We start from the raw sequence: 12,334 nt of genomic DNA, 5'->3' as shown, positions 1-12,334 counted from the left end.
GCTGTCGGCCTCTCAGGCGGCCGTCGCCGGCGGACCGCACAGTGACGACGGAGGTAAGGCCGCATAATGTCCGACTTCCCGTTCCTCTCGGTGCTCACCGTGGCGCCGCTGGTCGGCGCCGTGGTCGTCGCCTTCCTGCCGCGCAGTCGGCCGACGCTGGCGAAGCAGGTCGCGCTCGGCTGGTCGCTGCTGGTGCTGGCGCTGTCGGTGGTCATGTGGGTGACCTTCCAGGTCGACGGCGACCGGTTCCAGTTCCGCGAGTCGTACCCGTGGATCCCGAACTGGGGGGTCAACTTCACCTTCGCCGCCGACGGCATCGCGTTGGTCATGCTGATGCTGATCGCCGTGCTGGTGCCGCTGGTGATCCTGGCCTCCTGGCACGACGCCGAGTCCTCGAAGCGTTCGGTGCCGGTCTACTTCGCGCTGCTGCTCGTCCTCGAATGCACGATGATCGGCGTCTTCGCCGCCGCCGACGTGTTCCTGTTCTACGTGTTCTTCGAAGTCATGCTGGTGCCGATGTACTTCCTGATCGGCAGCTACGGCGGCCACCAGCGGCAGTACGCGGCGGTCAAGTTCTTCCTCTACTCGCTGGTCGGCGGTCTGTTCATGCTGGCCGCCGTGATCGGCCTCTGGGTGGTCGGCGGCAAGACCTTCGACTGGGTGGCGCTGTCGCAGGTGGACATCTCCACCGGAGTCGAGCGCTGGCTGTTCCTCGGCTTCTTCATCGCCTTCGCGATCAAGGCGCCGTTCTTCCCCTTCCACACCTGGCTGCCGGACGCCGGTGGCGCGGCACCGGCCGGTGCCGCCGCACTGCTGGTGGGCGTGCTCGACAAGGTGGGCACCTTCGGCATCCTGCGGTACTGCCTGCCGCTGTTCCCCGACGCCGCCCAGTGGTTCGCACCGTGGGCGCTGGGTCTGGCGGTCGTCGGCATCATCTACGCGGCACTGCTGGCCGTGGGGCAGAACGACCTGAAGCGACTGGTGTCGTACACGTCGATCGCCCACTTCGGCTTCATCGGTGTCGGCATCTTCGCCTTCACCACGCAGGCCGGTACCGGAGCCGTGCTCTACATGCTCAACCACGGCCTCGCCACCGGGCTGCTCTTCCTGGTGGTCGGGATGCTGGTCGTCCGCCGAGGCTCGGCGCTGGTCAGTGACTTCGGTGGCGCGGGCAAGCTGGTGCCGGTGCTGGCGGGCGTGTTCTTCTTCGCCGGTCTCGCCTCGCTGGCGCTGCCCGGCACCGCGCCGTTCGTCTCCGAGTTCCTGGTGCTGATCGGCACGTTCACGGTGAACAAGCCGGTCGCCGTGATCGCCACGCTGGGCATCATCCTGGCGGCGGCGTACGTGCTGTGGATGGTCCAGCGCACCACGCAGGGCACCCTCAACCCGGCGCTGACCGAGATCGACGGGATGAAGCGCGACCTCAACCTCCGCGAGAAGGTCGTCGTGGCCCCGCTGATCGCGCTGATCCTGGTGCTCGGCTTCTACCCGAAGCCGGTCACGGACGTGATCAACCCCGCCATCCAGGCGACCATGGAGGACGTCGACCGCACCGACCCGGCGCCGTCGGCAGGCACCGTCCAGGAGGCGAGCCGGTGAGCGCGAGAACTGAGCTTGCGAGCCCGGCAGTCGGGATTCGAAAGGCTGGTTGGGTGAGCGCGAGGAGTGAGCTTGCGAGCCCCGCAGTCGCGGGTCGAAAGGCTGGTTGGGTGAGCGCGAGGAGTGAGCTTGCGAGCCCCGCAGTCGCGAACGAAAGGCTGGCCCAGTGACCGAGCTTGAACTGCCGCCGATCGACTACGCGGCGATCGCACCGATCCTGATCATGCTGGGTGCGGCGGTGGTCGGTGTGCTGGTCGAGGCGTTCGTGCCTCGGCGTCTGCGGCACCCCGTGCAGCTGCCGCTGGCGCTGCTGGCGGTGCTCGCGGCGTTGACGATGGTGGTCGTCAACGCCGACAAGCGGGTCATCACCATCGGGGTCATCGCCGTGGACGGGCCGACCCTGTTCCTCCAGGGCTCGATCCTCGCGTTGTCGGCGGTGGCACTGCTGCTGCTCGGCGAGCGGGCGGTCGAGCGCGGAGGGGCGTTCGTCGCCCAGGCCGCGGTGACCGCCGACTCGCCGGAGGACCGTCGGCAGGCGGAGAGCGCCGGTGGCGCGGGTGAGGTGTACCCGCTGACCACGTTCGCCATCGCCGGCATGCTGATCTTCGTGTCGGCGAACGATCTGCTGACCATGTTCATCGCGCTCGAGGTCTTCTCGCTGCCGCTCTACCTGCTCTGCGCGCTGGCGCGTCGTCGCCGGCTGCTGAGCCAGGAGGCGGCGATGAAGTACTTCCTGCTCGGTGCGTACGCCTCGGCCTTCTTCCTGTTCGGGCTGGCGCTCATCTACGGCTTCACCGCCGGCCTCGGTGACCGGGCGTCCGGCGTGGACTTCGCGACCGTCAACGCGGCCGTGGCGAATTCGACGGCCAGCCCGGTGCTGCTGTTCGCCGGTATGGCGCTGGTCGCCATCGGTCTGCTGTTCAAGGCGGCTGCCGCGCCCTTCCACGTCTGGACGCCGGACGTCTACCAGGGCGCTCCGACGCCGCTGACCGGTTTCATGGCGGCCTGCACCAAGGTCGCCGCGTTCGGTGCCCTGCTGCGGGTGTTCCACGTGGCGTTCGAGGGCGCTCGGTGGGACTTCACCCCGGTGCTGGGCGCTGTGGCGGTCCTCACCATGGTGGTCGGCGCACTGTTCGCGGTGACCCAGACCGACATCAAGCGGCTGCTGGCGTACTCGTCGATCGCCAACGCCGGCTACCTGCTCGTCGGTGTGCTCGCACCGGGCAGCGAGGGGCTCTCCGGCACCATGTTCTACCTGGTCGCGTACGGCTTCACGGTGCTGGCCGCGTTCGCCGTGGTGACGTTGGTGCGCGACGCCGACGGCGAGGCCACCCACCTGTCCCGCTGGGCCGGGCTGGGCCGACGGTCGCCGGTGTACGCCTCCGTCTTCACCTTCATCCTGCTCGCCTTCGCGGGTATCCCGCTCACCAGCGGTTTCATGAGCAAGGTCGCGGTCTTCGCCCCGGCGTTGGACGGCGGGCAGGTGTGGCTGGTCATCGCGGGTGTGCTGACCAGCATGGTGCTGGCCTTCCCGTACCTGCGGGTCGTGGTGCTGATGTGGCTCTCCGAGCCGGGCGACAGCACGCCGACGGTGGCCGTACCCGGTGCGTTCACCTCGGCGGCCCTGGTTATCGGGGTGCTCGCCACGCTGGCGCTCGGCGTGGTACCGGCACCGCTGCTCGACCTCGCGTCGTCGGCCGCCGATTTCGTTCGATAGCTGCTGACCTGCGGCTTGAGGGTCGGCCCACGTGACTGTGGGCCGACCCTCGTGCGTATCCACCCGGTCCGGCCCAGGTAGAACGTGTGTGGCATGGTGGAGGCGTGGTGATTAGGGGTGGCGAGGGTTCAGGTGTCACCGGCTCCGGTGGTCGCCGGAGCCGGGCTGGCGCGGCTCAGTTCGGCGCGCTCGGCCTTCACCTCGCCGACCCGCACAGCGAGGAGTCCGTCCTCGGCGTGTTGACGGCGGTGGAGGCGGAGTTGCTGGCCAGTGTCGCCAGCGCCGACCCGTTCGTCACCGAGGCGGCGCGGCACCTGGTGGAGGCCGGCGGGAAGCGGTTCCGGCCGCTCCTGGTGGCCCTGGGCGCACAGTTCGGTGACCCGGCCCGGTCCGAGGTCGTCTCGGCGGCCGTAGTGGTGGAGTTGACCCACCTGGCCACGCTCTACCACGACGACGTGATGGACGAGGCGCCGGTGCGCCGGGGCGCCCCCAGCGCCAACTCCCGGTGGACCAACTCGGTGGCCATCCTGGTCGGTGACTACCTCTTCGCCCGAGCTGCGGACGTCGCCGCCGAGCTCGGCCCGGAGGCGGTACGCCTTCAGGCGCGTACGTTCGCCCGCCTGGTGCACGGCCAGATCGCCGAGACGGTCGGTCCTCGGGCCGGTGACGACCCGGTGGCGCACTACCTGCGGGTGATCGCCGAGAAGACCGGCTCGCTGATCGCCACCAGCGCCCACTTCGGCGGCCAGTTCAGCGGGGCCACGCCGGAGCACGTGGCGGCGCTGGCCGGTTACGGCGAGACCATCGGGGTGGCCTTCCAGCTCTCCGACGACCTGCTCGACATCGCCAGCGAGTCCGTCGAGTCGGGCAAGACACCCGGCACCGATCTGCGGGAGGGCGTGCCCACCCTGCCGGTGCTCTACGCTCTCGGCTCCGACGACGCGGACGCCTCCTCCGTGCGGCTGCGGGAGATCCTGGCCACCGGCCCGCTGACCGACGACGCCCTGCACGCCGAGGCGCTCGGTCTGCTCCGGGAGAGCCCGGCGCTCAAGCGGTCCCGGGAGACCGTGCGCAGTTACGCCGAGGACGCCCGCGCCCAACTGGCGCCCCTGCCGGACGGTCCGGCCCGTCGCGCGCTCGAATCCCTCTGCGACCACATCGCCGACCGCACCAGCTAACCCCCTCCCACCGCGCGTCCCACCCCGCGTCCCCCCGCGTTGATCAAGAAGTTTTGGTCGCCGTACGCGCGAATCCTGACCAAAACTTCTTGATCAACTGGTGGGGGCGTGGTTTCGGGTGGGGAGTAGGCGGGTGGCGGTGAGCATGAGGGCGGAGGCGATGAGCATGGCCGCAGCGGCGGTCAGCCACATCGCCGGATAGCCGGCCGCGGCGGCGAGCGGACCCAGGGCGAGCGGGCCGAGGCAGCCGCCCGCGTACACCCCGGTCTGGGTGATCGAGGTGGCTGCGGCCGGGGCCTGCGGATGCAGCTGGACCACGGCGAAGTTCATCAGGCCGGGCCAGGACCAGCCGAGCCCGAAGCCGAGCACCACGCCGACCACCAGCGGGCCGGGGCCCGCCGTGGCGAGCAGGGCCAGCCCGGCCGCCCCGGCCACCAGCAGCCCGGCGATCACCGCGATGTGGCCACCGGTGCGGCGGTCGGCCAACCAGCCGACCCCGACCCGGGCCGTCACGCAGACCGCGCTGCCCAGGGTCAGCGTCAGCCCGGCCATCGCGGGGCCCAGACCCCGGTCGACCGAGGCGTCGACCACGAAGGTGCCCAGCGCGTTCGCCGCCCCGGCGGCCAGCGTCGCGGCCACCCCGACCAGGATCAGCCCCGGGTTCGCCCGGCCGGTGCGCCCGGTCCGCCGCGCGGTGGGCGCGGTGCCATCCGACGGTACGGCCGGCAGCGCGGCCAGTGCCGCCCCGGCTGCGGCCACGAAGGCCCAGCGCCAGCCGACGGTCAACGCGAGGGTGGGTACCGCCACGCCGGCGAGCAGGGTGGACAGCGGGATGGCCGCCTGCTTGACGCCGAAGGACAGGCCCTGCCGACGGGGCGGGACGTGCCGCGCGAGCAGCGCGTTGCTGGACAGTTGACCGAGGGCGTTCGCAGTGCCGGCAACCGCGAGCAGGCCGACCAGCACCGGGTAGGAGCGGGCCGCCACCGCCACGGCGAGCAGGCTGCCTGCGGAGACCACGATGCCGGTCCGGGCCACCAGGGCGGCACCCCACCGTTCGACCAGCGCGCCGGAGGGGACCGAGGCGAGGGCACCGACAGCGAAGTAGACCGCCACCACGAGCCCCAGACCGGCGGGGGAGAAGCCCAACTCCTCCCGCATCTGCACGGCGAGACCACCGACCAGGAAGACCGGCAGTACGCAGGCGATCGTGACGGTGACCGCCACCAGACTGGCCCGGACGGGCCGTGCGGCGGTCGCCGAGGTGGGCGGAGGGGCGATGTGGGTCATGGTGGGGCCCAACCTACGTCAGCCACAGATCGGCGACGGAAAGTGCGTTCCACCTCACATGCCGTATCGGACGATCTTGGTCAGCTCACCCGATCAGGCATTTCGCGGCGGGCCACTTTTTCATATGGTGTAAGTCCCCGGTAGCGGAGGTGGTTGTGCGTGACCCCCTGGCGGAACCTTCGGACCTGATCCGAAGTGTCTCCCGCGCGCTTCGAGTGCTTGAGTCGGTCGGTCGTGCCCCTCGGGGCCTGACGGTCAAACAGATCGCTCGCCGATGTGAGCTGACCGTGGCCACCACCTACCACCTGGTCCGCACCCTCGCGTACGAGGGCTACGTGATCCGTCGGGAGGACGGCACGTACATCGTGGGTCTGGAGGTCGCCGACCGCTACCGCGAGCTGGTCGCCGCGTTCCGCTCACCAGCCGTCGGGGAGAGCCTGCGTCGGGTGGCCCTGGAGACCGGCTGGAGCCACGTCCTGGGCCGGTTCGTGGGCGGCCAGGTGGCGATCACCGCCGTGGCGGAGGGGAGTCGATCGCCGTACCTGGAAGATCTCGTCCCCGGCTTCGACGAGGGCGCGCACGCGACCGCACTCGGCAAGGCGCTGCTCGCCACGCTCACCACCGAGCAACGCCAGCGCTACCTGCGTGAGTACGGGATGCGCCCGTTCACCAGCGCCACCCTCACCACCCCGGAAGCCTTCGAGGCCGACCTCACCGCCGGGGAACGGCGCGGGATGCAGCTGGAACTGGGCCAGTTCCGGCAGGGGGTGGCCTGCGCCGCCGTCCTGGTGTGCCCGGACAAGGACATGGAACGGCGGACGGTGCTGGCCTGCACGCTGCCGGCCAGCGAGATGATGACCTCCGCCCGAGTGGTACGGACGAAACTGCTCACCGCCGCGCGTGCCATCGCCGAAGGGCTGGCCGCCGACAGCTGACCCACGCCGTACGCCGGGACGGCCCCCTCCCTGGTGGGGAGAGGGCCGTCGGATGGGCGGCCGGCGCGATGCCGGAGCGGGGTCAGCTACCGACCGGTCCGCCGTCCAGCCGCCAGGTCACCACCACGCCCGGCTTGGCGTAGTCGCCGTCCGGCCAGGTGGAAGCCGGGTTGTCGATGGTGGCGCCGGTGATCTCGCCGGGGTGCTGCACTGCGACGAAGAGCGAGCGGTTGTCCTCGGTGATGAACGGACCGCAGGTCTCCGCACCGACCGGCACGGTCAGGAACTGCTTCAGGTGACCGCGCTCGGGACCCTCGGTCGCGGTGGCGAAGAGGCCGTCGTTGCTTCCTAGCGCGTTGCCGTCGGTGGAGATCCAGAGGTTGCCGGTGGCGTCGAAGGCCACGTTGTCCGGGCAGGAGATCGGCGAGACCTTGGTCTTGTCGTACCCGGAGAAGTAGGTCGACGGGTCCGCCGGGTCGCCGCAGACGATCGGCAGTGACCACCGGAACGTGTCTGAGGTGTTGTCCCCCCGGTCCTCGACCAGTTCCAGGATCTGCCCGTGCCGGTTCGCGGTACGCGGGTTGGCCTCGTCCGGCCCCGGGTTGCTGCCGACCCCCCGGCTGGTGTTGTTGGTCAGCGCCACGTACACCTTCCCGGTGAGAGGGCTCGGCTCGACGTCCTCCGGGCGGTCCATCTTGGTCGCGCCGACCTTGTCACCGGCGAACCGGGTGAAGGTCAGCACCTCGGCGGCGGTCATCCCGTTCACGTAGGAGCGGTGACCGCTGACCAGTTTGATCCAGCGGCCCTTGCCGTTGAAGGCGCCGTCGCTGGGCAGCGTGCCGGAGCCGTCGATCTCACCGGCGCTGGTCTGGTCGAGCTTGGCGACGTAGAGGGTGCCCGACTCCAGCAGCGTCAGGTTGTGCTTGCGGGCGACCCGGGAGTCACCCTTCATGAACTTCTTGTCCGAGACGAACTTGTAGAGGTAGTCGAAGCGCTCGTCGTCGCCCATGTACGCCACGACGTGCCCGCTGCGTGCGACGATGACGTTCGCGCCCTCGTGCTTGAACCGGCCGAGCGCGGTGTGCTTGCGTGGGCGGCTCTCCGGGTCGAACGGGTCGATCTCCACGACCCAGCCGTGCCGGTTGGCCTCGTTGGGGTGCTTGGCGAGGTCGAAGCGTTCGGCGGCCCGGTCCCATCTGCGGCTGCCACTGGGGTAGCGGGCCGTGGTGGAGATGCCGTAGCGCGCCAGCCGGGCCTTGTCCGACTCCGGCGCCGCATCGCCGCCGACGAAGTACTGGTTGAAGTTCTCCTCCCCGGACAGCACGGTGCCCCACGGCGTGACGCCGCCGGCACAGTTGTTCAGCGTGCCGATGACCGTACGACCCTTCGGGTCGGCGGCCGTCTTCACGAACGACGAGCCGGCGGCCGGCCCGGTCAGCTCGAACTTGCTGCTCAGCGCGTCGACGCGGCGGTTGTACGGACGGCGGCCGGAGTCGACGACCTGCCACTGGCCGGTGCCGGCGACCCGCTCGATCTCCACCACGGACATGCCGTGTGCGGCCATCGCCACCCTCACCTGCTCGACGCTGAGCGCGTCCTGGCTGGTGAAGCCGGGGAACATCAGATCCTCGTTGGTGTACTCGTGGTTGACCACGAGCAGCGCCCGCTTGCCGCGCTTGTCCAGCGGCAGCACGCCGACGAAGTCGTTGTTGTAGCCGAACTGCTTGCTCTGCGCGGCGGCGGTCTGCCGGCGCGGGTTGAACTCCGGCGCGCCGGGCACCACCGGGTCGCCCCAGCGGATGACCACGGCGTGGTCGTAGCCGTTCGGGACGACGAACGTGTCCAGGGTGTTCGGCGGGATCGGCGTGAAGCTCAGGGCACCGTTGCCCGGGCGACGGCCGGCTGCCGCCGGCTGACCGGCCGGGGGCACCGGGGGTACCGGGACTGCGGCGGCGGGAGCCGCGCCGGCCAGCGCGCCGGCCGCAGCGCCGCTGAATCCGAGCACCAGGGCACCGACCGCCCCGGCGCGGACCACACCGCGGCGGCTGACCTCGGCGTTCACCACGTCACCGAAGTACGCGTTGTCGGAGGTGTTGGGTACCGGATGGTCACAGGCGTTGCCGCAGCGGTAGCGGCAGGTCATGGCGTCGCGGCTGCCGTGGCGGGGGGTGCCCAGCAGCGGGAGCAGCCGGGGACGGTCGCTCATGGGGAGGATCCTCCTGAGGGTCGGTGCACGTCGGCTCAGGTCACCGACGCGTACCCGCCGGACGCTAGGGCGGCGTGGTGAGCGCGGGTCAGCGTCGATGTGAATCAGCGATGAACTCCACCTCGGGAATCCCGGGTTCGAGCTGGGAATGAACCGATCGGCGTGACCGCACGTATCTCCGGTCGTAACACCGCGCCCGCTCGTCGGTGAGAGCGAGGAGAGAACGATCAGCGACCACGACGCCCACCTGCTGCGTGCCCTGCATGACGAGCATGCCGAGGCGCTGTACGCGCACGCGCTGCGGCTGGTCAACGGCGACCGGCAGCGCGCCGAGGATCTGGTGCAGGAGACGCTGCTGCGAGCCTGGCGGCATCCGGAGTCGCTCGACCCCCGACGCGGTTCGGTACGCGCCTGGCTCTTCACCACCGCGCGCAACCTGGCGATCGACGCCTGGCGGCGACGGTCGACCCGAGTCGGCGAGGTCTACAGCGACGAACTTCCCGAGCCGCCGGTCGTCGACGAGACCGAGCGGGCCGTCGAGGCGTGGACGGTCGCGGAGGCGCTCAACCGGCTCAGCCCGTCGCACCGCGATGTCCTGGTGGAGTGCTTCTACCAGGGGCGGTCGGTCTCCGAGGCAGCCTCCCGACTGGGGGTGCCGCCGGGCACGGTGAAGTCCCGCACCCACTATGCGCTGCGCTCCCTGCGGCTGGTCCTGGCCGAGATGGGGGTGACCGGATGAACCGGTGCGAGTTCGCGTTCGACGACGGGGCATACGTGTTGGGCGCGCTCTCCCCCGCCGACCGGGTGGCATACGAACGGCACCTCGTCGACTGCCCGGCCTGCCAGCAGTCGGTTTCCGAGATCGCGGTGCTGCCCGGCCTGCTCGGCCGGCTGGATCCGGCCAGCCTGGAACAGCTCCTGCCGCAGCCGGAGAACCCCCGGGTGCCGGAGCTGCTCAACGCCGCCCGGGAACGCCGCCGCCGCGAGCGGCAGGCCAGCCGACTGCGGTACGCGGTGATCGGGCTGGCCGCCGCCGCGTTCGCCCTGGTGGTCGGCTTCGGAGGGGCCATGATGCTGCCCGGGCAGCAGAACCCGCCGGTGGCCCAGGTGCGGATGGTGCAGATGCAACCGGTCGCCGGGACGGTGCCGGTGCACGCCGAGATCGGGCTGACCGGCACCAACTGGGGTACCCAGGTGACCATGGACTGCGGCTACGACCAGCGGGCCGGGTACGGCAAGGCGACCGCATTCCGGCTGGTCGCGTACGCCGGGGACGGCTCGCAGGAACAGATCGGTTCCTGGCTGGCCGCCCCCGGCGACGACCTGCGGATCACCGGCGCGACCCGGTTCACCAACGCCGAGTTGGTCCGGCTGGAGCTGATCCGTGCGGACGGCACCGCGGTGCTCGCCTACGAGGTCCGCTGACCGGGCCTCAACGGCTACCGGCGACCGCCGCCGTGGGCGGCACCGGGTCCGCCAGGCGCTGGCGGCGGGTCTGCCGGGCCTGGCGTACGGCGTCGGCGGTGAAGACGATCAGGGCGAGCCAGACCAGGGCGAAGCCGGCCAGTCGGGCCGGTGGCATCGGCTCGTGGAAGATCAGCACACCGCAGCCGAGCTGGAGGATCGGCGCCACGTACTGGAGCATGCCGAGGGCGGTCAGTGGTAGCCGGTTGGCGGCCCCGGCGAACATCAGCAACGGGATGGCGGTCAACGCTCCGGCGAGCACCAGCAGGGCCGTGTGCCCGGCCGAGACGTGGCCGAAGGCCAGGTCTGCGGTGGCCGCGAGCCAGCCGAGGTAGCCCAGCGCGGGCAGCGACAACACTGCCGACTCGACGAACAGGCCCTCTGCGGCGGGCAGGCCGAGGCGCTTCTTCACCAGGCTGTACCCGCCGAAGGAGAAGGCCAGGATGAGCGCGAGGTACGGCAGTCGTCCGTAGTCGATGGTGAGCACGGCCACCGCCAACGCGCCGACGCCGAGCGCCCACCACTGCGCCGGGCGCAGTCGCTCCCGCAGCACCAGCACCCCGAGCAGGACCACGATCAGCGGGTTGATGAAGTATCCGAGGGCGGTCTCCACCACCCGGTCGGTGTTCACGCCGTAGATGTAGGTGAACCAGTTGACACCGATCAGTGCGGCGGCGGCGCCGATCCCGGCCAGGGTCCGGGGCTGGCGCAGCAGGGCACGGAGGAAGCCGACGTTGCGCAGCGCGAGGAGCAGCAACGCGACGAACGCGACGGACCACACCACCCGGTGGGCCAGGATCTCCATCGGCCCGGCCGGGCGCAGCAGCTTGAAGTAGAGCGGAAAGAACCCCCACATCAGGTAGGCACCGAGGCCGTAGAGGTATCCGAGGCGGAGCGACGTCACGGCTCAACCGTAAGCGCCGGGTCGGCCATCCGGTCCTTGCCGGTGAGCGGACTCACCGGTTGGGGGTCGCGCCTGTCGAGTTCCATCCACCGGTCGGGGGGTACGCAGTTGAAGCCGACCTTCTCGTACACCCCGTGTGCGTCGTTGGTGGCCAGCAGGATTCGGCGTACGCCCAGCTCCGCCAGGTGGTCACGGACCGCGCCCGCCAGCCAGGTGCCCAGCCCGCGACCCCGTTCGGCCCGGTCGACGTAGACGTCGCAGAGGTAGCCGAAGGTGGCCCGGTCGGTGATCACCCGGGCGACCGCGACCTGCCGGCCGTCCGCCGGGCGGTACACCCCGAACCCGATCGAACCGGCGAACGCCCGCGCGACCGTCTCCCGGTCACGCCCGAGCGCCCAGTACGCGTCCAGACTGAGCCAACCGTGTACCAGGTCAAGGTCAAGCCGGGTGGGGTCGGTGCTGATCGTGTAGCCGTCGTCGCGGGTAAGGGTGAACACCCTGTCGACGCTACTGCCTGGCGGCGCGCGCCTCGGCAGCCAATTCCCGCGATATGGCCAGCGTTACCGCATCCTGCCGGCGGTCACCGATGTGTGGCCGCCGGCAGGATCGCCGAGGACGGTCAGTCGCGGTCGAGGATGGCGCCGAGGATCCAGGTGACGATGCCGACGAAGAGCGCCCCGAGCACCGCCGCCGGCCAGAAGCCGTCGACGTCGAAGGGCAGCCCCGCCTGGTCCGCGATCCAGCCGGTGAGCAGGAACAGCAGACCGTTGACGACCAGTGCGATCAGGCCGAGGGTGAGCAGGTAGAAACCGCAGCCGACGGTCTTGATGATCGGCTGTAGCACCCCGTTGACCACACCGAAGATGACCGCGACGAGGACCAGCGTCAGCACCGTCTCGGAGACCGAGTCGGTGTCGAGCGAGATCCCGGGGATGATCAGTGTGGCCAGCCAGAAGGCCACCGCCGTGGCGCCGACCCGGATCAGTAGACCTTTCAGAAAACCCATGGCGGGCATGGTGTCACGGCCGACGCGCGGGCGGAACC

11 protein-coding genes are annotated in these 12,334 nt (G+C 70.6%); 6 read left to right on the top strand and 5 right to left on the bottom strand.

Features of this window, described 5'->3' with window-relative positions; all coding sequences use genetic code 11:
• Positions 1-66: 66 nt before the first annotated feature.
• The 3 genes from ACLQ2S_RS06655 (at position 67) to ACLQ2S_RS06645 (ending at position 4,494) form a co-directional block, all read left to right on the top strand.
• Complete coding sequence (locus ACLQ2S_RS06655; RefSeq protein ID WP_425701332.1) at positions 67-1,599, top strand: NADH-quinone oxidoreductase subunit M; 1,533 nt, start codon at positions 67-69, stop codon at positions 1,597-1,599.
• A gap of 166 nt (positions 1,600-1,765) precedes the next feature.
• Positions 1,766-3,316: an NADH-quinone oxidoreductase subunit NuoN gene (nuoN, locus tag ACLQ2S_RS06650; protein WP_309223136.1), complete on the top strand. Its 1,551-nt coding sequence runs from the start codon at positions 1,766-1,768 to the stop codon at positions 3,314-3,316.
• A gap of 107 nt (positions 3,317-3,423) precedes the next feature.
• On the top strand, positions 3,424-4,494 hold the full coding sequence (locus ACLQ2S_RS06645) for a polyprenyl synthetase family protein (RefSeq protein WP_375335330.1): 1,071 nt from the start codon (positions 3,424-3,426) through the stop codon (positions 4,492-4,494).
• Between the two features lie 93 nt (positions 4,495-4,587).
• Here ACLQ2S_RS06645 and ACLQ2S_RS06640 read toward each other — a convergent pair whose 3' ends face one another.
• On the bottom strand, positions 4,588-5,781 hold the full coding sequence (locus ACLQ2S_RS06640) for an MFS transporter (RefSeq protein ID WP_425701331.1): 1,194 nt from the start codon (positions 5,779-5,781) through the stop codon (positions 4,588-4,590).
• Positions 5,782-5,936: 155 nt separating this feature from the next.
• Here ACLQ2S_RS06640 and ACLQ2S_RS06635 point away from each other — a divergent pair, with 155 nt between their 5' ends.
• Positions 5,937-6,716, top strand: coding sequence for an IclR family transcriptional regulator (locus tag ACLQ2S_RS06635; RefSeq protein WP_309223138.1), 780 nt, complete (start codon positions 5,937-5,939; stop codon positions 6,714-6,716).
• Between the two features lie 82 nt (positions 6,717-6,798).
• On the opposite strand, the gene ACLQ2S_RS06630 is transcribed toward ACLQ2S_RS06635, so the two are convergent.
• A complete protein-coding gene (locus ACLQ2S_RS06630; RefSeq protein ID WP_155217354.1) occupies positions 6,799-8,922 on the bottom strand; it encodes a PhoX family protein in 2,124 nt (707 codons plus the stop codon).
• A gap of 247 nt (positions 8,923-9,169) precedes the next feature.
• On the opposite strand from ACLQ2S_RS06630, the gene ACLQ2S_RS06625 reads away from it, so the two are divergent.
• Positions 9,170-9,661 carry a sigma-70 family RNA polymerase sigma factor gene (locus ACLQ2S_RS06625; RefSeq protein WP_155217356.1) on the top strand — a complete coding sequence of 164 codons (492 nt, stop codon included), beginning with the start codon at positions 9,170-9,172 and terminating at the stop codon, positions 9,659-9,661.
• Positions 9,658-10,347: an anti-sigma factor family protein gene (locus ACLQ2S_RS06620; protein ID WP_155217358.1), complete on the top strand. Its 690-nt coding sequence runs from the start codon at positions 9,658-9,660 to the stop codon at positions 10,345-10,347. Before ACLQ2S_RS06625 ends, ACLQ2S_RS06620 begins: the two co-directional genes overlap by 4 nt.
• Positions 10,348-10,354: 7 nt before the next feature.
• Here the strand turns inward: ACLQ2S_RS06620 and rarD are convergent, their stop codons facing one another.
• The 3 genes from rarD to ACLQ2S_RS06605 all read right to left on the bottom strand — a co-directional run bounded on the left by rarD (position 10,355) and on the right by ACLQ2S_RS06605 (position 12,296).
• Complete coding sequence (gene rarD, locus ACLQ2S_RS06615) at positions 10,355-11,242, bottom strand: EamA family transporter RarD (RefSeq protein ID WP_155217678.1); 888 nt, start codon at positions 11,240-11,242, stop codon at positions 10,355-10,357.
• Positions 11,243-11,286: 44 nt separating this feature from the next.
• Positions 11,287-11,787, bottom strand: a complete 501-nt coding sequence (locus tag ACLQ2S_RS06610; protein WP_309223140.1) for a GNAT family N-acetyltransferase — start codon at positions 11,785-11,787, stop codon at positions 11,287-11,289.
• A gap of 122 nt (positions 11,788-11,909) precedes the next feature.
• On the bottom strand, positions 11,910-12,296 hold the full coding sequence (locus ACLQ2S_RS06605; protein WP_155217362.1) for a phage holin family protein: 387 nt from the start codon (positions 12,294-12,296) through the stop codon (positions 11,910-11,912).
• Positions 12,297-12,334: the final 38 nt, after the last annotated feature.

The sequence above is a fragment of the Micromonospora sp. DT48 genome (assembly GCF_049844495.1).
Taxonomy (GTDB): Bacteria; Actinomycetota; Actinomycetes; order Mycobacteriales; family Micromonosporaceae; genus Micromonospora.
Note: the sequence above shows the minus strand (reverse complement) of the source record. Positions and strands in the feature narration are given on the sequence as shown.